We start from the raw sequence: 20,863 nt of genomic DNA, 5'->3' as shown, positions 1-20,863 counted from the left end.
AAATTTAAAAAGCGAAAAATGGAAAATTTACTATCAAATTTAAACGAAGCCCAGCGCGAAGCAGCCACCCACATAGATGGCCCGATGCTCATACTAGCAGGTGCTGGCAGCGGCAAGACAAAGACGATCACAACTAGGCTTGCCTATCTCATCGGCGAGGTCGGCATAGACGCGGCAAACACGCTAACTCTTACTTTTACAAACAAAGCCGCCAACGAGATGCGCAGCAGAGCCATGGCGATGCTAAGCCAAAGCGGCAAAAACTACTCGCCGCTTCTTTGCACATTTCACAAATTTGGACTTTTGTTTTTAAAGCTCTACATAGAAAAGCTTGGCAGAAAAAATAACTTCGTCATAATCGACACAGACGATAAAAAGCGCATCATCAAAAGCTTTGAAAGTCCAGTCGCCACGGCTATTTTGTCAAGTGAAATTTCAAACTACAAAAACTCACTTTTAAGCGTCGAAGAGGTCTATAAAAATGCAAATTTCTCTTCATTTGACAAGAGCAAGGACAACTTTTATAAGCAAGCAGCGCAAATTTATGAAAAGTATGAGGACTATTTAAAGGCAAACAACCTTGTTGATTTTGACGATTTGCTAGGGCTTACATATAAAATTTTAGACGAAAACGAAGATCTTGCTAGAGAAATTTCAAACCGCTACAAATACATAATGGTAGATGAGTATCAAGACACAAACGACCTTCAGTATAAGCTCCTAAAAAAGCTCTGTCTATGCCACGAAAACATCTGCGTGGTGGGCGATGATGACCAAAGCATCTACGGCTGGCGCGGTGCAAAGATAGATAATATCTTAAATTTCAAAGATCAGTTTAGCAACGTAAAGATCATCAGACTTGAGAAAAACTACCGCTCGAGTGAAGCGATACTAAAGGCTGCAAACGAACTGATAGATCATAACCGCAACCGCCTTGGCAAAAAGCTTGTAGGCACAAAGGGCGAAGGCGAAGCTGTAAATTTGATAGAGAGCTTTGATGAGAGCGTCGAGGCTGGCAATATCGCAAAGAATATAAAAGAGCTTTTAAGTAAAGGCGTGCAGGCAAAAGATATCGCTATCTTATACCGCATAAACGCGCTCTCTCGCTCGCTTGAAGATGGGCTAAACAAAGAGCAGATCGCTTATAAAATGGTAGGCGGCGTTAAATTTTACGAAAGAGCCGAGATCAAAGATATCATAAGCTATCTAAGACTGATAAATAATCCAAATGATGACTTTTCAATAAGACGCATCATAAATCGCCCAAAGCGAGGGCTAGGCAAAGTAAGCCTTGATAAGCTTGAAAAGATGGCATTTGAGGGTAAAATTTCCATTTTTGAAGCGATCTCAAACATCTCTGATAACGACGAAGCCTTTAGTAAAAAGGTAAAATCAGCCCTTCTTGAGTTTGCAAACAACCTAAAAGAGCTTCAAGAAAGCAGCTCGGTTTTTGACCTGATAGATAAATTTGAAGCTAAATTTGGCGTGAAAAAATACTACGAGAGCTTGCCAGATGGTGCTGAAAGAGCGGCGAACATCGACGAGTTTTACGCTGTTTTAAAAGATCAGATCAAGCAAAATCCAAGCTTTGATCTAGAAGAGTTTTTAAACGAGATCACGCTAACAAGCGAGCAAGACGGCATTAGCGACGAGGCTATTAGCATTATGAGCGTGCACGCGAGCAAGGGACTTGAGTTTGAGCACCTTTTTGTGATCGGCCTTGAAGAGGGATTTTTTCCGCTCATTGGCGATGGTAGCGACATCGAAGAGGAGCGCAGGCTCGCTTACGTGGCAATAACAAGAGCCAAAAAAACTCTTAGCCTAAGCTTTGCAAATTCGCGCTTTTACAAAGGTCAGCGCACAAGGCTAAATAAAAGTAGATTTTTAAGCGAGAGTGGTATCACGCATGGCTCGCTGGTTATCGAACAGAGCAATGAATTTAAAAAAGGCGACCTTGTTAAACATAAAATTTTTGGTATCGGCAGGGTGAGTGCGGTTAGCAAGATCAAAAAAGAGTTTAAGCTAACTATAAATTTCGGCGGCAATGTAAGAGAAATAATGTCAAGCTTCGTGGAAAAGGCCGTATGAACGCCATCTTCGTGGCAAACAAGCCTGCTGGCATGAGCTCAAATCACTTTTTAGGACGACTAAAGAGAAAGTATGGCGTTAAAAAGGCTGGATTTTCAGGCACACTTGATCCATTTGCTAGCGGCTGCCTAATAGTCGCTTTTGGATCGTATACGAAATTTTTTAGATTTTTAGATAAAAGTCCAAAAGTCTATGAAGCTACGATCTGGCTAGGGGCAAGTAGTCCTAGCATGGATAATGAAAATATCACTGAAATTTCAAATGTAAAAGAGCTAAATTTAGAAAAACTTGAAGCCATTAGAGGCGAGCTAACTGGCAAGATAAGCTACATCCCACCAAAATTTAGCGCCAAGCACATAAATAGTACAAGAGCCTACAAGCTAGCTAGAAACGGCGAAGAATTTGAGCTAAAGACAGAAACGATGGAAATTTTTGATAGCCAAATTTTAAACTACTCACACCCATTTTTAGCTATCCGTCTAAGCGTAAGTGAAGGAAGTTATATCCGTTCGTATGCAGAAATTTTTGGGAAAAGACTTGGTTATAATGTAACTTTAAGCTCATTAAAAAGGATAAGTGAAGGCAAATTTTGCTACGAAAATGAAAAATTTTTGAATATTTGTGATTTTTTAAATATTCAGAAAAATACATACTTTGGGGATATAAATGATATTCTTGATGGTAAGAAATTAAAAATTAACGATTTTGAAACACAAAAGCAAGGAATTTATTTGCTAAATTATGATAAATTTATGAGCGTAATCCAAATCATGGATGATACTATAAATTACACTCTAAATAAGGTTGAAAAATGTTAATCCTAGCAAGAAAAGAAAATGAAGAAATTTTAATAGGAAATGACATAAAAGTTGTCATAGTAAATATTTCAAAAAATACTGTTAAACTTGGTATCGAAGCGCCACGAAATACAATGATACTAAGAAGCGAACTAGCAAACGATATCAAAAACGAAAATATCCATGCCACAAAAACTGCAAGTGAAGCCGATATTCATGAGCTAGCAAAAAAAATCGAGAAATGAAAAGCTTTGCAAAAATAAATATATTTTTAAAGATAGTTGGCACCAGAGGCAACTACCACGAAATTTTATCGCGCTTTATCCTCTGTGAGCAGCTTTTTGACGAAATTTATTTTAAAAAGTCAGATTCATTTGCCATAGAATGCAGCAACTGCGATATAAAAGATAACATCATTCAAAAAGCGATAGATGAGCTAAAAAGAGCTGGCTTTTCAAACGAGCTTGACGAGTTTTTTAGCTCCCATAAAATCATCATCAACAAAAATATCCCAATTGGTGCTGGTCTTGGCGGAGGCAGCTCAAATGTCGCCACCTTTTTGCTAATGGTAAATGACGAGCTAAATTTAAATATAAAACGTGAAAATTTGATGCAGATTGCTGCCAAAATCGGTGCAGATGTAGCTTTTTTCGTAAGTGGCTACAAGGCAGCAAATGTAAGCGGTATAGGTGAGATCATAGAAGAATTTGACGATGAAGTGCCAAATTTAAATATCTTCACGCCAAATGTTTTTTGCTCCACACCGATGGTTTATCAAGAATTTAGAAGCAATTTCTTACAATACATAGACGTTAATGCTGCAAAAAAGATGCAAAATTTAAAGAGCAAAGAGCTACTTGAAATTTACAAAAACGAGGAGCTAAACGATCTTTTTGCCCCATGCTTTAAGCTCTATCCACAGATGAATGAGTTTAAAGATAAATTTCTAAGCGGTAGCGGCAGTAGCGTATTTAGCGTAAAATAAAAGGTAAAATTTTGATAAAAGATCTAGCAAAAAACAAGAAAGCTTTGCATGACTTTAGTATACTTGAGACCTTTGAAGCTGGTATCGTTTTAAAAGGCAGCGAGGTCAAGGCTCTAAGGGCTGGCAGAGCAAATTTAAAAGATAGCTTTGTGCGCGTCATAAAGGGTGAGCTTTTCTTACTAAACGCTCATATCAGCTATCTTGAAACCACGCACAGCGCATTTCGTCCAAATGAGCGAGCAGCCAGAAAACTTTTGATGCACAGAAAGCAGATCGATAAAATTTTCGGTCAAGTCTCACAAGATGGGCTTGCTCTAGTTGTTTTAGCACTTTATCTAAGCGATAAAAACATCGTAAAAGCAAGGCTAGCCCTTGCAAAAGGTAAAAATTTACACGACAAGCGCGAGACTTTAAAAAGACGTGAGGCAGACAAAGAGGCAAGAGCTGCCATAAAAAGATATGTTTAAGGGATAAGATGAAAAATTTACTTGTTTTAATAATCGCTTTATTTGCTTTTTTTGGTTGCGGCAAAGATGAGAGCAGCAGTGCAAATTTTAAAGAATTTAGCCCAAATGAAGAAGTTAAGCTTGTAGATGTAAGCGGCAAGGAGCTTACTTTAGCTAGAAAAGATCGCGGCTTTGCTATCAAAAATGATGAGAATAAGGTTTTAATGATCGACATTTTTGGTACATTTTGCCCACCTTGCCAAAAAGAGGCAGCTGAGCTTACAAAATATCAGCTTGAAAACAAAGATAAATTTACACTAATTGGACTAACTCATTTTGAAAATGTCACAAATGAGTATGTTTTACACGAATTTATGCAAAAATTTAACGCCTACTATTTCATAACAAACGATCAAAAGATAAATGACAGACTTGCCGAGCAGATCGTAAGAGACATCGAATATAAACACGAGATCGCACTACCTTTTAAGGTCGTGATAAAAAATGGCGAATATCAAATTTTAACAGACGTAGATAGCGGACAATACGGGGTAAAATACTATCTTGGTGGTATAAAAGTCACAAAAATGAAAGAAGATCTGGCAAAAATTTATGAAACAAAGTAAATTTACCTTATATTTGGAACATCATTTGCTTATAAATGTGTGAAATTTTAGAAGGACTTTAAATGTTTGTTTTAGATAAATCAAAATCTAGCCCACTTGTTGAATCAGCCCTTGCAGGCAGAGAACTACGCCAAAAGCTAATCTCTGGCAATCTCGCAAATGTTGATACACCATTTTACAAGGCTAGGGATATAAGATTTGAAGATGTCTTAAAAGAAAAAGCAAATGAAATTTATAACGTTTCAGAGAGCAAAAAACTAAATTTAGCTAAAACAAACGAAGCGCATATGGCTGCGGTTGATTTTCCAAAAAGCGACACAGCTCAAATTTTCTTGCGTGATGGTCACATGGCTAGAAATGACGCAAATACAGTTGATCTTGATGTTGAGACAACAGAAATGGGTAAAAACACAGTTATGATAAACGCCCTTGATAACGCCTACAAGGCTCAAAGTAATATCTTTAAAAACGTAATAGACGCAAGCGCTAAGAACTAGGAGAGATGATGTCATACTTAAATGATTTTGATATTAGTGGATACGGACTAAGCGCACAACGCTTTAGGATGAACGTCATCAGCTCAAACATAGCAAACGCTCAAACTACAAGAACGGCTGAAGGTGGCCCATATAGAAGACAAGAAGTCATCTTTAAAGAGATGAACTTTGATAAAATTTTAAACGATCAGCTTAAAAGCTCACAAAGTCTACTCGAGTATGAAAATCCGCTTGACGACCCAAGCTCACCAAGAAACGCTCACCCTACCCTAACTAGCGTGATCGTGGATAAAGTGGTGCGTGATGATAATGACTTTCAGCTAAAATATGACCCGAGCCATCCAGATGCAAATGCAAATGGCTACGTCGCATTTCCAAATATAAATCCGGTCATTGAGATGTCTGACCTACTTGAAGCAACAAGGGCATACCAAGCAAACGTGGTAGCCTTTCAAAACGCAAAAACAATAGCACAAAGTGCGATATCACTTATTTCAGGACAAGCATAATGATAAATAGTATAAATTTAGACAAAATAAATAAAAATGAAAATTCAAATAAAATAGCGAAAGCAGGCGAAGAAGGTGGCTTTGAAAATGCTCTAAACGACTCTTTAAAAGAGCTAAATAAAGTGCAAATCAACGCAGATAAAGCCATAGCCGATCTTGCGACTGGCGAGGTAAAAGACCTGCACCAAGCTGCTATTGCGATAGGCAAAGCAGAGACTAGCATGAAGCTTATGCTAGAAATTCGTAACAAAGCACTAAGTGCTTATAAAGAAATTTCTAGAACACAAATTTAAGTCATTAATGAATTCCAGAAAATCAAAAATAACCATACTTTTTTTATTAATTACTTTTGGAATTTCAATATTCGTACTTGTCATATTTTATAGAGCAAGTATAGAGCGAAAGCTTCCTAGACTTCAAACAAGCGATATAAACACAGCAATTCGTGGCAATATAATCACAAAAGATGGCTTTAGTATCTCTTCAAGCCAAAAACTCTACAAAGTGATGCTTGATACTAGGAACATCGATCCTAATAAAAAAGAGATGTTTATCAAACTATATTCGCTTTACAGCGGCGACGATCCAAATAAAGTAAGAAAGATTATAAATGGCACAAAAGGTATCGTTACGCTCTCATATAGCATTGATGCAAAGGGCGCTACCTACCTTCAAGAGCTCTCAAGAAAGCTAAATCGCAAGAGCATTTTGGTTTCATATCTTGATCCAAAAACAGGCCTTGCTTCATTTCAGGGCATGAGAGTAATGGAGAGCGGACAAAATCGTAAATTTATGTCAAAAGATGCCCTCACACCAGCTATTGGCTACGTGAGCAAAACTGAAAGTGACGCACTTACAAAAAGTAAAGGCGTAAAAGGTCTTGAGAGATATTATGAAGATTATTTAGCTCCGATACAAAATGCAAAAATTTTAGGGCCTCGCGATATTGGAAACAATATTATTTTAACAAGTGACTCAAATTTAGCAACAAGAGTAGATGGCTACAATGCGGTGCTTTCTATACCGCTTAAATTTCAAACCAAACTAGAGCAAATTTTAGATGAAAAGCGTGAATTTTTAGATGCAAAAGAGTTAGTTATATGCATAATGAATAGCAAAAATGGAGAAATTTTAGCCCTAGCTTCTAGCTCAAGATATGATCCTTCAAACATAAGAAAGCAAGATTATAGCGCTCTAAATTCGACCGTTAGCGAATATGCTTATGAAGTTGGCTCGGTTTTTAAGCCATTTATATTTTCCATCTTACTTCAAGAGAAGAAAGTAAATCCATTCGAGCTTGTAAATACCTATAATGGACGATATCAACTTGGCAAAAGGATAATCAAAGACACCCATCCAGAGCCTTTTATGAGCGCTGAAGATATAATCGTACATAGCTCAAACATCGGTATGATTCAACTTGTTGAACGTTTAAATGGTCCACAAATTTATCAAGGACTTTTAAATTTTGGCTTTTCAAGAAAGACTGGTATAGATCTACCTTACGAGCAAGTAGGTATGATGCCAACAGTTACAAAGCTAAACTCATCAACATATAAGGCGACTGTGAGCTACGGATACGGCTTGCAAGCTACATTTATGCAGCTTTTAAAAGCCTATAATACATTTAATAATAAAGGCATTGAAGTTACTCCTCACATGGTTGCCTACTTAGAGAGAAATGGAAAAAGATACGATTTGCCAAAGTCCGAGCCAGCTCAAGTTATATCACAAGAAACCGCAAAGATAATGAAGAGAATTTTAATAAAAACGGTTGAGAAAGGTACTGGACTAAAAGCCTTTACGCCAGGGCTTGAGATAGGTGGCAAGACTGGAACTGCACACATTGCTTCAGGTAGTGGTGGATACAGCAATACCTACAATGGCTCATTTTTTGGCTTTGTAAATGACACAAGAGGCAATAGCTACACAATAGGCGTTTTAGCAAGGGATCCTAAAAGACCTTACTACTACTTCGGTGCTCAAAGTGCCTTACCTATGTTTAAAAAAGCAGTTGATCTTATGGTTGAGGATGGATATTTATTTCCTGATGCAAATGTAATAGCTGAGTTTGAAGCCAAAAAAGATAAACTTAAAAACGATAAGACAAAACAAAAGCCTGCTTTGGACTAAAATTTTAAAGACAAAAAGACTTAAAAACTAAGCAAAAGCTAAATGTAAAAATTTCTCTTGCTTTTTGGCGTTTTCTCTAATTGCAAAACCTTTAATGTTCTTAAAATACTTTTAGTTTCTATTAGCAATTAAATTATAAATGGAAAATCTAAACTGATCAAAAAATTTTAAATCTTTAATATTTTTAGAGGTTATCTCTTTGTCATCTTTGTAGTTTTTTCCGCCTAAAAAGAGCAGATAAATAAGTGGTGTAACATAATTAAATCTTAAGAAAAGCGCTACGATACAATGAAAAAAGCCGTAGTTATATCTGATACAAACATAAAAACCATAAATTATGTAGGATATCATTAGAATCAAAAAAGCATAGAAAACAAAGCTTAAACCAGTATAATCTGAAATATTTAAAAAGCTACAAACTAAAATAAAAGTACCTACCAAAGCAGGCAATATAATAATTGGAAAAATTATATGAAGTCCAATTAGATCAAATTTACTCGCATAAACCTTTATATTATATCTACCTGCAGGAATTATCAAAAATATAGGCAATACGATTGAAAAGAAAATAAGAAATATCACGTACATAGAATCAAAATCATAAGAACTCATTTTATACCAAACTTAATTTTAAGATATTTTAACTACACTTTTTTGAATAAATTTATCTACGATTTTTACGATTTTCTATGCCAATTTTCTCACTCTCTTCTATTTCGACAATGTAGCTTGGATTTTTATTTTTAGCTTCTTTGTCTAAAAAACTGATGAGCTTTGCATCAGAATTTTTATGAGAACAGATTAAAATTATGAAATTTATATAGTTGTTTGCCTCTTTTGGCATGACTTGGTTATTTTTAGCTGGTATACTAAAATTTCCTACAAAAATTTGAATAAGTTCGAAAAGCTCGTTTTTACTTAAACTATTATCACCCGCAAGCTTTTCAAGCTTTTCGATCGTTATCTCTTCTTTTTCTAATTCAAGTTCCTTTGTTTCGGTGCTATAATCCCTATTTCTTAAAAGTATATAGATTAACACACAAATTGCAATTAATAGCAATACAATAAAGAAAACTATTAGACCTTTTATTAGCATTTAAAGCCTTGAGCAAAGTGATCGCTTTGTAAATGCAAAAACACTCATAAGCACCATTATCACGATACTAATCCAGACAAAATCAGGCACTGGTAATGGATCTCCTGCTGCATATGAGTGCATGCCAGCTAAATAAAAATTTACACCAAAATAAGTCATAATAATCGACCAATAAGCAAAGAACGAAGCAACTGCAAACGCATATTGATTGTTTAGCTTTGGAATAAATCTTATATGAAGAACTGCGGCATAAACAAGTATCGAAACTAGCGCCCAAGTCTCCTTACTATCCCAGCCCCAATATCTACCCCAGCTCTCGTTTGCCCAAACACCGCCTAGAAAATTTCCAAGAGTAAGCAAGCTAAGTCCTAGTATCATAGCCATCTCATTTATACGAGTAGCTTCGAGGATATTGCGAGAAATTTCTGGATTTGGCTTTTTCTTATTTTGTAAAATGATAAGCAATAGTGTAAAGCCACCAAGTAACGCGCAAAGCCCTAAAAATCCATAACTTGCAGTAATGACAGAAACATGTATTGTTAGCCAGTAGCTTTGAAGCACCGGCACAAGTGTAGTGATCTGCGGATCCATCCAGCTAAGATGTGCAACAAATAATGTAACACCAGCCAATATAGACGTAAGAGCAAGAGCGATAGGGCTACGTTTTGCAAAGACGATACCAGAAAATCCTAGAGCCCAAGCGATATAGACCATCGATTCATAAGCGTTACTCCAAGGCGCATGCTCAGCAATGTACCAACGAAGCCCAAGCCCAACAGTATGGGCAAGAAAAGCTAGTAAATTTATAATATATACAACTCTTACAATGCCATTTATCTGAACCTTTGGAGCTAGCATTTTGACAAAAACAAAAAATAAAAGTGCAAGGCCAGCCAAAAGATAAACCGGTATCAATCGCTCAAAAATTTGAATTTTATTAAACAAAATTTCTATATTTATCTTTTCTTCACTTGGCATTACAGCAGAGCCGTACTTTTGCTGATAGGCTGAAATTTTATCAAGTGCAGCATCAGCCTTGCTCCAATCACTATCTTTTGTTGCTGCATCAACTGCTGCAAAATACTCTCTCATCATATTAATGACCAGATCAGCCTCTTTAGGCGGAAAGTACATCATTGCACTAGCAGGCGAATACCAAGAGTTTGATGGGTCATCTTGTTTTGGAAAAATTTTAAAAATTTCACCAATAAATATCATATAAAAAACGTTCAATCTCTCGTCAATCTTTATCACATCTTTATCAAATGTATTGCGTGATCCAGGATGCTTACGATTAGCAATTTCAGCAAATTTTGTGAGTTTATATTCACTTCCACCATCTTTTGTGGCTCTAAAAAAATCATTAAAACTTGCATATTTTGCATTCTCATCTATGCCAAGCTCTTTTTTTAGCTCCTTGCTTTGTCCAAGTGAGATAATTTTTTCACTTCGCCAAAAATCAGGCGTTACCATTATTGAAAGCATCGCTTGATTCGAGTTTAGGCTATTTATATTCTCGCTTCTATGTATTTTATTTAAAATTTCTTTGCTAAGAGTGTCAAATGGCTTCATTCTACCATCTGAGCTTTGCACAATAAGCCTAGAAAGCTTTTGTGTGTGCTCTTTGCTGATATTAGGCAAAAAGTCTTCAGCCTTTAACGAGCTAGAATTTAAACTTAAAAGCATAATGGCAATGATAGCAACAACCTTTTTACCGCCTTTTGTTGATTCACTATCGATTAACTTAGCTAGCTTTCTAAAACGACTACCAGGATTTACAACATTTAACACAAAGCCAAGTCCAAGCAAAAAGTAGCCGATATAAGTTGGTATCTTGCCTGGGTCTTTATTGACAGAGAGAATGGTTCCTTTTTCATCTGTATCGTATGAACTTTGGAAAAATCTATAACCATCATAGTCAAGCACATGATTCATATAAATTTTATAGTCAAGCCCCGACATGTTTGTATCATCTTTTACAATAACTTCACTTGAGTAACTCATAGGCGAATTTGAGCCAGGATATCTTTTAAGCTCAAAGTCTTTTAAGTATAAGCTAAACGGAAGTTTAACTTGCTGCGCACCCCATGAAGCGTTAAATTTTTGTCCAGCCACAGCTAAGCGTGAAGGCTCTGTTAGGTTGTAAAAAATATGCATCTCTTTACTCTCGCCTTTATAATTTAATTCAGCTATCAAGGCGTTAAATTCGCTATCTTTTGTACTAACTAGCTTTCTTGAAGCATGAGCTGAAACTAATCTTGGAGCAAAATTTATATTTGAAATAGTGTAAAGACTACCCATGCCAAATTCATTTACGCTACCAGCTTTTAACTCAGTTTTTGAACTATCACTCATTGTAAATTTTGAAAGATTAGTATTTGAAGTAACTGTGAAATTTCCGTCCACTAATTTAAAAAGTACATATTTTTTGCTCTCGTCTGGCTTAGCATTAAAGATAAAACTAATATCTGCAACCCTTGCTTCCTCTTCTTCTAACAAGAAAATTTCTTCACTTTCACTCTCGTTTGAAACCACAAATTCCACTACTGGTTGCCCATTTTTATCATCCACAAACTTATAACTTGCATTTGGCACAAATTCTTTAAATTTTAAATTAGCTTCATTATCTGCTATTTTTAGCTTTAGATCAAAACCTTTTTTTGCATCAGAAATTCCTAGTGGCAAAGCAGCGTTTATCTCTTCTCCATTATCGTTTAATGCGGTTAAATTTAAATAGGATATTTTTGTCGTAACGATATTTGACTGAGTTTTTTCTCTTATATGCATATCAGCCTCAAAGCCAAGGTATCTTGTTATTCCAGCACCGATTAAGATAACGATAAAACCAAGGTGAAAGATAAGCGAAGGGAGTTTTTTGGAATCGATTAAGTTATATCTAAAGATATTATAGGTCAAATTTATGCCAAGAAGTAGTTGAATAAGTGCAAACCAGCTGGCACCATAAACATAGTACCATGCAGCTTCTGTGCTAGTTTTACTTTCTATGATTGTAGCGGCTCCACTAGCTATGGCAAAGATTATCATCAGAATGATAGCTGAGCCCATACTTAAAAATAATGATTTTGGATTTAACATCTGCTTCCTTTTATTTATATTATGACAAAGCTATCAAAGTGAAACTTATCTTAAATAACTGCCTTGCTTTGTTTGAGTAGAGACTGGTTTGTTTTCATTTGCGTCTTGTTCAGTAAATGCATCTTTACCTTTTAAATAGGCAAGAATCGCACCAAGGTCATTATTTGAGAGAATTTTAGCTTGGTTTTGCATTACATTTTTACCGCTTCCGCCAAAACTTGGGTCACTTCTATAAGAGATGATACTATCTTCAATATCTTTAGCATCCATATTTTTTAGAGGCGTTGAACCAAATGGTCTTTTATCAGCATTTTCACCATGACAGCTAGCACATTGCTTTTCATAAAGCTCTTTACCCAAAGAAACACTATATCTGCCCTTTCTATCAACGCCTAATTTTAAAATTCTATTATCTTTATAACGTCTTGGATCTTCATCGACATAGACATTTACTTTTTCATTTCTATCATTAGCCTGCTTTTTTGCCATTTCAGCAAGTTCTTTACCAAACTCACCACGAGCTTCTATATAGTAGACTTGTGAAGCTGCAAAGGCATTTGCCACCAAAAAACACGCCAAAAAAGAAATTTTAATACTTTTCATAACTTTCCTTGAAATTTTGCTCTAAATTTAAAAATCCCGGATCAGATTGCTCCGACCCGGGATTATATCATAAGTTGATTAATGAGCTACGATTAGAATGAGTATTTAGCCTCAAATCTGAATTTATCTTCTTTTGTCTTCTCATCACTAGGTAATTTGTGAGTTTGGAAAGAATAGAATGAGCTAAATGTTAGCTTTTTGTTGTATTGGTAAGCAAATCTTGGAACAAATTCTTCTATTTTCTCTTTTGTATCTTGATTATTTGCTCCTGCAGTTTTTATATTACCTTTTACATAATCCAAGCCAACTGTAAATTTATCAAATGTATATGCACTTGTTGCATAGAAAAAGTTACCTTTACCTTCTGTAAGCGTCCAATCAAATACATCTTCACCAGCATCTATTAGAGAACCCTGATCTTCAAAACTAAATGATGTTGCGCCCTTATCTTGAACTTTCCAACCTATATAACCAGCAGATAAATCAAGACCAAATAGTGAAGCTGAAAGTTCACCAGCATAGAAGTTACCATCATTGTATTTATCACCATGTGATGAATATACATGTTTTTTTGCTTCTTTATCAGCTGAGCTATTTACGTAGTTGATTCTACCACCTAAGCTAATATCATCATTAATAGCAAAATTTGCTGAAACATCAGCTGCAAGTAGGTCAGCTAGATTTGTTAGGCTAGCATACCATAGTTGGAAGTTAATAGGATCATATGAGCCAGCGATACCAGCTGCATATAGATTTCCGACATCATAACTACTTAGATAGGTGGTTACCTTATATAAATCACCATCACTTTCAGTATCATCACCTTCAATAGCATCAAAAGCTAAAGCTGTTAGAGTAAGACCTTCGATATCTTCATTTACTACTCTTACACCGGTACCAATAGCATCATCAGTAAAGTATGAACCGATCTCTTGTTTACCAGCTGTTATAGTAGTGTTGCCAGCTTTATAGCCAAGATAGAACTGATGAACTTTAAATGGATCAGTTGTATTAGTTTTATCTGTTCCTGCGCCTGCATTATCGCCTGAGCCATCAGTAGCATTATATCTTAAACCTATAACTCCAAAGAAGTTATCATCGATAGCAGCTTTAAAATTTGCGATCATTTTAAAGTTATGACCATCGCCATCGTTAGTTCCATTCTTTTTTGAAACATTATCTTGTGACTTCTTGTATTCATGAGTATGAGTATATCTATATCTTGCAAATCCTGAAAGATCTACATTTTTTATAGCTTCTTCAAGTGGAGTAGCACTTGCTACGCTTGAAAATGCACCTAAAGCAACCAAAGCGGCTAAACTAATTTTTGTTAGTTTCATTTTTTCTCCTTTTAAGGTTTTGTGCTGACGATTATAATCAATAAAATTTAACATGAAGCTTAAAATTTTTAATTTCAGTTACCGATCGTTTACCGTAATTAATCAAAAATAGATAAAAATTGATAATTTTAAACAAACCAAGGATAAAAATTAAAATGAGTAAAAAGAAAAAGGGGCTGTTGCTTTGCCCCTTAAAAGGAGTTCTAGTTTTGATTGCTGTTGAAATTATATAAGCAAGCAGTAAATCAACGGTAATTAAAAAGAAATTTTTTCCTCTTTTGGCACTTCTATATTTGTTTTTACATTTTTTCTTTTAATAATCACTTCATTTTGCGGCTTTTTTATACCATTATATAAGCCACTAGAGCCACCCTCTTTTATAAGAAGCATATCTATAAGTTTATCTGCATAAAAGGTCGCATAGACCAAGTCACCTTTATCATAATAGTATCTATTTGCACAAAAATTTGCTTTATTGAGTTTGTGATTTTTTGTATCGCTCGCCACTATTTCATAGCAGTATTTTGAATCTTTATATGTAACCTCTTTTATAAAACCTTTGATCGAGCTTTTTGCTGGTGTATTTTGCATGACCTGTCTTGGCTGTTTTCGCACTGGTGGGTTGTCCTCAAAAAATGAGCAACCCAAAAACATGATAGCAGTTGCCAGTGGAAGTAAAATTTTAGCTTTCATCTCTTCTCCTTAGTGTAAAACGGCGAAGTATAACTTTTAAGATTAAATAAATTTTGCGGGAAATTAAAGGCTCGTATCTAAATTTATATGCAAATCATATAAATTTATCTTAGGCGAGCCTGCCTAAGATAGTTAAGCTGAAACATTTAAAACGTTACCGCCAAGCTCGGCGATCTTTTTATCAAGACTCTCTAGGGTCTTTTCAATAGTCTTTTGAGAAATTTCAGGAAGCTCACCTCCCCAAATTTTTTTCGCATCCTCAAAACCCTTTGCCACACCTTCTCTGCCAGCTTTTAGTTTTTCCACATCATCACCTGCACCATTTAGCACAAAGCTAGCTATCCTCTCAGCCGTATTTGCGATACCAAAAAATCCATTCTCGCTAATAAGATCATTTGCCTCGTCACTACTTAGCTCGTTTAAGGATTTACCGTTATAACCGATACTTGCAAAATCAAGACCTGATAAAATTTCTGATAAATTTTTAGGCGCATTAAAGCTTAAGCCGCTTTGGGCTAGTAAATTTGAACTACTACTTTTAACGATCTCTTTTTGATACTGCAAAAAGTAGCCATTTGAAATGTCTTTGGCTGTTAAATTTGTAATTTCAGACTCTTTTTTAGAGATATTCTTTTCATCTTTATGAAGCGAAATTTCTGATTTTACATTTTCTTTTATACTTGAACTATTATATGAGTTTGCGATTTGAGAAATTTTCATTTTGGCTCCCTTAAAATTTATAGAATCAATATCGCCAAAAAGTAGAATTTATTTAGATAGAGCGGGAGAACTCCCGCTAGTGGTTATTTGCTAAGTGTTGCGTTTAGCATCCAGATCGCTTTTTCAAATTTTGCGATTTGATCTTGTGCATACATTTGAGTTGTTGTATCGCCTTCTGCAAGTTCGTCAAGCTTTTTAAACTCGCCCAAAAGGTGTTTATAATCAGCCAAGACAATCTCTAAAACCTCAGTTGGAGTGTAAATTTCTTTTGGCTCGTGTTTGATGTGAGTAACTTTTGCTAGCTCCTCAGCCTTGACGATAGGTCTGCCACCAAGCATGAGAGCTCTCTCAGCTGCATCGTCAAATATCTCACTCATATCTTCGTAAGCTTTTTCTGTGTATTCATGAACGCTAAAAAATTGAATACCTTTTACATTCCAGTGAAGATCGTGAAATTTAATATAAAGTGCATTTGCATCAGCCTGAATAACATTTAATTGTAAAATAACTTTTGACATTTTGTCTCCTTCTTTATTATAAATATGATGAAATTATATATAGCTAGAGTTAATCGATGGTTAATCAAATAATAAATTTTATTATTTGATATAAAATTTGACTACAAAATAAATTTATCTTGTAGTCAAATATAGGATCACAAAATTTGTCTATTTTTTATAAGGCGTAGTTTTATAGCCTTGCTCGATCAAGCTACTCATACCTCCATCTAAATTTATTATCTTAAGATCCGAGCTATCTATCGCTGCGGCTGCTGCTGTACTTCTTCTGCCACTTCTACAAACAAGAGCAATAGGTTTTTTGACATCAACTACCTTTGAAAGCTCCTCTAAAAATGCACTCTTATCGTTTGGATTAAAAGTTATAGTCTTTGCACCTGCGATAACGCCAGTCTCTTGCCACTCAGATGGAGTTCTTATATCGATAATCTGATCATATTTTTTGATCTCATCTGGGCTTATATTAACGGTTTTAACATCAGCTGACAACATACAACAAACAGCTCCTAAAAGTAAAATTTTTTTCATCTACTCTCCTTAAATAAATTTTTGAAATGTTAGCACGGATTATTAAATATATAAAAATTTTTGTTGATAAAATTTATTAGTTTAGATAAAAATTAATAATATAACGTGTTGATAAAAAACTAAACCCACTACGAATGCATATATAGATAAACCGACTAGATTGATGAAAAATACAGCTGCTTACCATTACACATTTTTATAAAAATTTTTCTTTGATTTTAGTGATCTTATTTGTATATCACTTATGATCTTATTTTTTAAAAGTTTATTCTTTCTATTTTTTCTTTTACTCTATTTGCTGATCAGCATAAGAATATTTTTTATAAATTGCTATATCTTATTATACGTTTTAGTATATTTTAAAAAACACTTGTTTGGATACTTTGTATTTTACAAAAATGATTGCTGATGGATGGTGTCCCCAACAGGGTTCGAACCTGTGGCCTTAGAATTAGGAATTCTACGCTCTATCCAGCTGAGCTATGAGGACAATTCATATATTTTGTAGATAAATTTTATCAGAATAATTAATTTTTAAAGGACAGATTACTCTGCCCTTCTTTGGTAGTTAGCCATTTCTCTTTTTAATGATCTCATCACTTACATTTTTAGGAACTTCTTCGTAGTGATCGAATTCCATTGAATAAGTTGCACGCCCTTGAGTCATTGAGCGAAGATCTGTTGAATAGCCAAACATTTGAGCCAGTGGACAATAAGCAGCAATGATCTTCACGCCATTTCTATCATCCATAGAATTTACTTGTCCACGGCGTTTATTAAGGTCGCCTATAACATCACCCATATACTCTTCTGGAGTTTCAACTTCAACCTTCATCATAGGTTCAAGAATAACAGCACCTGCTTTTCTAGCACCTTCCTTAAAGCCCATTGAAGCAGCAAGTTTAAATGCCATTTCAGATGAGTCAACTTCATGGTAGCTACCATCAAATAGTGTAACTTTAACATCTTCTACTGGATAACCAGCAAGAACACCGCTTTGAAGTGCTTCTTTGCAACCTTTTTCAACAGCTGGAATATATTCTTTTGGAACAACACCACCTTTGATATCATTGACAAACTCAAATCCACTAGCAGCTGGGAGCGGCTCAATACGTAAAAATACGTGACCATATTGACCACGACCGCCTGATTGTTTAGCATACTTATATTCCTGCTCAACTGTCTTACGAATAGTTTCGCGATAAGCAACTTGTGGTTGACCAACTTCAGCATCAACTTTAAATTCACGAAGCATACGATCAACAATGATCTCAAGGTGAAGCTCACCCATACCACTAATAATAGTTTGACCGCTCTCTTCGTCTGTGCTAACTCTAAAACTTGGATCTTCTTGAGCTAGTTTTTGAAGAGCGATCGCCATTTTTTCTTGATCTGCTTTTGTTTTTGGTTCAACTGCAACACTAATAACTGGCTCTGGAAAGTCCATTCTTTCGAGAATAACTTTATCTTTTTCACTAGCTAGAGTATCACCTGTTAGAGTATTTTTTAGACCAACAACAGCGCCGATCTCACCAGCGAAAAGCTCAGTAATCTCTTCACGTTTATTTGAGTGCATTTTTAGTAAGCGACCGATTCTCTCTTTACTATCTTGAACGGTATTATAAGCATAGCTACCACTTTCCAAGCTTCCTCTATAAACACGAATAAATGTTAGCTGTCCAACAAATGGGTCAGTCATAATCTTAAACGCAAGAGCGGCAAATTCGCCATCATCTGTACTTTCAACAGTTACTTCAGTGCCATCTTCATAAACACCATTTATCGCTGCGATCTCATCTGGAGCTGGTAGATAATCAACTACTGCATCAAGTAGAGGTTGGATACCTTTGTTTTTAAACGCAGTTCCGCAAAGCATAGGCGTGATAGTCATTCTTAAGCAGCCTGCTTTTATACCTTTTTTAATCTCTTCTTCAGTTAGTTCTTCACCTGCAAAGAATTTCTCCATCAAGCTATCATCTGTCTCAGAAACTGCTTCGATTAATTTCGCACGATATTCTTCTGCCTTATCTTTAACTTCAGCTGGAATTTCTTCTTCAACATAGTCAGTTGGCTTTTTCTCATCATTCCAAACGTAAGCTTTCATTCTTACAAGGTCAACCACACCTCTAAAGTTATCCTCAGCACCTATAGGAATTTGAATAGGTATTGGGTTTGCTTTTAGTCTTTCCCTAATCTGCTCTTCAACTCTAAAGAAATTTGCACCAATCCTATCCATTTTATTAACAAAAACGATTCTTGGTACGTGATATTTATTTGCTTGTCTCCAAACAGTTTCTGATTGCGGTTGAACACCACCAACAGAACAAAATACTGAAACAGCACCGTCAAGAACACGCATAGAACGCTCAACTTCGATAGTAAAGTCAACGTGTCCCGGAGTGTCGATTAGGTTTATTTGATAACCCTTCCAAAATGCCGTAGTTGCAGCTGAAGTAATAGTAATACCACGCTCTTTTTCTTGTTCCATCCAGTCCATGGTAGCAGCACCATCATGAACCTCGCCTATTTTATGGCTCATACCAGTAAAAAATAAAATTCTCTCACTAGTAGTTGTCTTTCCAGCATCAATATGAGCCGCAATACCAATATTTCTTACCTTATGTAAAGGCGTTTTTCTCTCTGCCATACTAATTCTTTCTTACCAGCGGTAGTGAGCAAATGCTTTATTAGCCTCTGCCATCTTGTAAGTATCTTCCTTCTTCTTGAAAGATGCACCTTTTGAGTTTGCCGCATCTAAGAGCTCATTCGCTAGTTTATCTATCATAGTTCTTTCGCTTCTCTTTCTAGCGTAAGTTATAAGCCAGCGAATAGCAAGAGCTTGTTGGCGAGCTGGGCGAACCTCAACTGGTACTTGATAAGTAGCACCACCAACACGGCGTGATTTAACTTCTAAAATAGGTTTTACATTTTCAATAGCATCGTTAAAAACGTCGATGCCTTTAACCTCAGCATTTTTCTTTTCTATGGCTTTAATAGCACCATACATTATCTCAGTAGCGACGCTTTTTTTGCCATCATACATAAGAGAATTAATAAATTTAGTGATTATTTTATTTCCGTAAATCGGATCAGGTAAGACTTCCCTTACAGGGGCTTTTCTTCTTCTCATTTTGATCTTTCCTTCAAATTTTTATGAAATTTTACTCAAACGTTTGCAAATTTTAGCAACGTCTGCGAACCTAAATTTTTACTTTTTTGTTGCAGCTGCAGTGCCAGCTTTAGGGCGTTTTGCACCATATTTAGAACGAGAAACTGTTCTTTTTGCAACACCAGCAGTATCAAGTGCACCACGAACGATGTGATATTTAACACCTGGTAAGTCTTTAACCCTACCACCGCGAACTAAAACGATACTGTGTTCTTGTAGGTTGTGACCTTCACCGCCAATATAGCTGATGACTTCAAAACCGCTTGTTAGCCTGACTTTGGCAACTTTCCTCAAAGCTGAGTTTGGTTTTTTAGGAGTTGTAGTATAAACCCTAGTGCAAACTCCTCTTCTTTGAGGGCACTCTTTTAACGCTGGAGATTTTGACTTAACAATCACTTTCTTGCGTTCTTTTCTGACCAATTGATTTATGGTTGGCACAATAATTCCTTTCAACTAAATTTATTAAAAAGACCTAATTTTATTTAAAATAAACTTAAATAACGGTTAATAAGTTAGACTTACTCATCTAATTCTTGATTTTATAAAAACTCTGCTGTCTTTATTTTGTATTAGTCTTGTTTGACAGCATATTTGCCACTACCTATCAAAAGAATACAAAGTGAAATAGTAATATAAAGGTAAATAAGCTCTGATTTAAATCCATTAACCTCGTTTAATGCAAATAAATTTGCAAATCCATAGTACGAGTATAAAATAGTAATACTAGTACCTAAAACTAGGATAGCGCCTACCCTTGAATAAAAACCAATAATTAACATAATTGGCGCTAAGACCTCTCCAAGGTAAGAAAAATATGCCAAAAATCCAGGTAAACCAGCATTTACTAATATACCTTTTACCCCACTAAGTCCATGTAAAATTTTACCAAAACCATGCATAAAAAGGCAGATGCCAAGTCCTAAACGTATAAATAAAAGTCCAAGATCAACGTTTTTCATAAATTCTCCATGACGTGATTTAAAGATAAGGATTTTATTAGGTGATAGTTAATAGCTTGT

23 protein-coding genes and 1 tRNA gene are annotated in these 20,863 nt (G+C 35.5%); 10 read left to right on the top strand and 14 right to left on the bottom strand.

Annotation, left to right across the window (positions count from 1 at the left end; genetic code table 11):
- Positions 1–18 precede the first annotated feature (18 nt).
- From FZ940_RS00365 to FZ940_RS00320, 10 genes are all read left to right on the top strand, one after another.
- Positions 19–2,088 carry an ATP-dependent helicase gene (locus tag FZ940_RS00365; protein WP_148821086.1) on the top strand — a complete coding sequence of 690 codons (2,070 nt, stop codon included), beginning with the start codon at positions 19–21 and terminating at the stop codon, positions 2,086–2,088.
- Positions 2,085–2,906: a tRNA pseudouridine(55) synthase TruB gene (gene truB / locus FZ940_RS00360; RefSeq protein WP_148821085.1), complete on the top strand. Its 822-nt coding sequence runs from the start codon at positions 2,085–2,087 to the stop codon at positions 2,904–2,906. The genes FZ940_RS00365 and truB overlap by 4 nt, the downstream gene beginning before the upstream one ends.
- Entirely contained in the window at positions 2,900–3,130 is a 231-nt protein-coding gene (gene csrA, locus FZ940_RS00355; protein ID WP_021090864.1) for a carbon storage regulator CsrA, read from the top strand. Before truB ends, csrA begins: the two co-directional genes overlap by 7 nt.
- Positions 3,127–3,870 (top strand): 4-(cytidine 5'-diphospho)-2-C-methyl-D-erythritol kinase, encoded by a 744-nt coding sequence (locus FZ940_RS00350; protein ID WP_148821084.1) that lies wholly within the window; start codon positions 3,127–3,129, stop codon positions 3,868–3,870. Before csrA ends, FZ940_RS00350 begins: the two co-directional genes overlap by 4 nt.
- Before the next feature lie 14 nt (positions 3,871–3,884).
- A complete protein-coding gene (gene smpB, locus FZ940_RS00345) occupies positions 3,885–4,337 on the top strand; it encodes an SsrA-binding protein SmpB (protein WP_035170093.1) in 453 nt (150 codons plus the stop codon).
- A gap of 8 nt (positions 4,338–4,345) precedes the next feature.
- Positions 4,346–4,942 carry a TlpA disulfide reductase family protein gene (locus FZ940_RS00340; protein WP_148821083.1) on the top strand — a complete coding sequence of 199 codons (597 nt, stop codon included), beginning with the start codon at positions 4,346–4,348 and terminating at the stop codon, positions 4,940–4,942.
- 62 nt (positions 4,943–5,004) lie between these two features.
- On the top strand, positions 5,005–5,439 hold the full coding sequence (gene flgB, locus FZ940_RS00335; RefSeq protein ID WP_148821082.1) for a flagellar basal body rod protein FlgB: 435 nt from the start codon (positions 5,005–5,007) through the stop codon (positions 5,437–5,439).
- An 8-nt stretch (positions 5,440–5,447) separates the two neighbouring features.
- The gene (gene flgC / locus FZ940_RS00330; RefSeq protein WP_148821081.1) at positions 5,448–5,948 is read left to right on the top strand and encodes a flagellar basal body rod protein FlgC; all 501 of its coding nucleotides are present in this window, start codon (positions 5,448–5,450) and stop codon (positions 5,946–5,948) included.
- Positions 5,948–6,241: a flagellar hook-basal body complex protein FliE gene (gene fliE, locus FZ940_RS00325; RefSeq protein WP_021090507.1), complete on the top strand. Its 294-nt coding sequence runs from the start codon at positions 5,948–5,950 to the stop codon at positions 6,239–6,241. Before flgC ends, fliE begins: the two co-directional genes overlap by 1 nt.
- A gap of 7 nt (positions 6,242–6,248) precedes the next feature.
- Positions 6,249–8,081, top strand: coding sequence for a peptidoglycan D,D-transpeptidase FtsI family protein (locus tag FZ940_RS00320; protein ID WP_072594993.1), 1,833 nt, complete (start codon positions 6,249–6,251; stop codon positions 8,079–8,081).
- Positions 8,082–8,192: 111 nt separating this feature from the next.
- On the opposite strand, the gene FZ940_RS00315 is transcribed toward FZ940_RS00320, so the two are convergent.
- The 14 genes from FZ940_RS00315 to FZ940_RS00250 all read right to left on the bottom strand — a co-directional run bounded on the left by FZ940_RS00315 (position 8,193) and on the right by FZ940_RS00250 (position 20,803).
- Positions 8,193–8,693 (bottom strand): hypothetical protein, encoded by a 501-nt coding sequence (locus FZ940_RS00315; protein WP_262367572.1) that lies wholly within the window; start codon positions 8,691–8,693, stop codon positions 8,193–8,195.
- A 52-nt stretch (positions 8,694–8,745) separates the two neighbouring features.
- Positions 8,746–9,120 carry a fatty-acid--CoA ligase gene (locus tag FZ940_RS00310; protein ID WP_262367571.1) on the bottom strand — a complete coding sequence of 125 codons (375 nt, stop codon included), beginning with the start codon at positions 9,118–9,120 and terminating at the stop codon, positions 8,746–8,748.
- A gap of 57 nt (positions 9,121–9,177) precedes the next feature.
- A complete protein-coding gene (locus tag FZ940_RS00305; protein WP_148821079.1) occupies positions 9,178–12,273 on the bottom strand; it encodes a cytochrome c biogenesis protein CcsA in 3,096 nt (1,031 codons plus the stop codon).
- A gap of 45 nt (positions 12,274–12,318) precedes the next feature.
- Positions 12,319–12,876: a c-type cytochrome gene (locus tag FZ940_RS00300; protein ID WP_148821078.1), complete on the bottom strand. Its 558-nt coding sequence runs from the start codon at positions 12,874–12,876 to the stop codon at positions 12,319–12,321.
- Between the two features lie 92 nt (positions 12,877–12,968).
- Positions 12,969–14,216: a major outer membrane protein gene (locus FZ940_RS00295; protein WP_148821077.1), complete on the bottom strand. Its 1,248-nt coding sequence runs from the start codon at positions 14,214–14,216 to the stop codon at positions 12,969–12,971.
- 255 nt (positions 14,217–14,471) lie between these two features.
- A complete protein-coding gene (locus FZ940_RS00290; protein WP_103593124.1) occupies positions 14,472–14,909 on the bottom strand; it encodes a hypothetical protein in 438 nt (145 codons plus the stop codon).
- A 132-nt stretch (positions 14,910–15,041) separates the two neighbouring features.
- On the bottom strand, positions 15,042–15,629 hold the full coding sequence (locus FZ940_RS00285; protein WP_148821076.1) for a hydrogenase-4 component G: 588 nt from the start codon (positions 15,627–15,629) through the stop codon (positions 15,042–15,044).
- An 83-nt stretch (positions 15,630–15,712) separates the two neighbouring features.
- Positions 15,713–16,147 carry a Dps family protein gene (locus FZ940_RS00280; protein ID WP_021090517.1) on the bottom strand — a complete coding sequence of 145 codons (435 nt, stop codon included), beginning with the start codon at positions 16,145–16,147 and terminating at the stop codon, positions 15,713–15,715.
- 150 nt (positions 16,148–16,297) lie between these two features.
- Positions 16,298–16,675: a rhodanese-like domain-containing protein gene (locus FZ940_RS00275; RefSeq protein ID WP_148821075.1), complete on the bottom strand. Its 378-nt coding sequence runs from the start codon at positions 16,673–16,675 to the stop codon at positions 16,298–16,300.
- Positions 16,676–17,088: 413 nt separating this feature from the next.
- Positions 17,089–17,165, bottom strand: a tRNA-Arg gene (locus FZ940_RS00270).
- 78 nt (positions 17,166–17,243) lie between these two features.
- Positions 17,244–19,322, bottom strand: coding sequence for an elongation factor G (fusA, locus tag FZ940_RS00265; protein ID WP_148821074.1), 2,079 nt, complete (start codon positions 19,320–19,322; stop codon positions 17,244–17,246).
- A 12-nt stretch (positions 19,323–19,334) separates the two neighbouring features.
- Positions 19,335–19,805, bottom strand: a complete 471-nt coding sequence (gene rpsG / locus FZ940_RS00260; RefSeq protein ID WP_021090980.1) for a 30S ribosomal protein S7 — start codon at positions 19,803–19,805, stop codon at positions 19,335–19,337.
- Between the two features lie 78 nt (positions 19,806–19,883).
- Positions 19,884–20,282 carry a 30S ribosomal protein S12 gene (gene rpsL / locus FZ940_RS00255; RefSeq protein ID WP_148821073.1) on the bottom strand — a complete coding sequence of 133 codons (399 nt, stop codon included), beginning with the start codon at positions 20,280–20,282 and terminating at the stop codon, positions 19,884–19,886.
- A gap of 131 nt (positions 20,283–20,413) precedes the next feature.
- On the bottom strand, positions 20,414–20,803 hold the full coding sequence (locus FZ940_RS00250; RefSeq protein WP_084108347.1) for a DoxX family protein: 390 nt from the start codon (positions 20,801–20,803) through the stop codon (positions 20,414–20,416).
- Positions 20,804–20,863: the final 60 nt, after the last annotated feature.

The sequence above is a fragment of the Campylobacter concisus genome, assembly GCF_902460415.1.
Lineage (GTDB): Bacteria > Campylobacterota > Campylobacteria > Campylobacterales > Campylobacteraceae > Campylobacter_A > Campylobacter_A concisus_Y.
The sequence above is the reverse complement of the archived record's forward strand: the minus strand, read 5'-3'. Positions and strand labels throughout refer to the sequence as shown.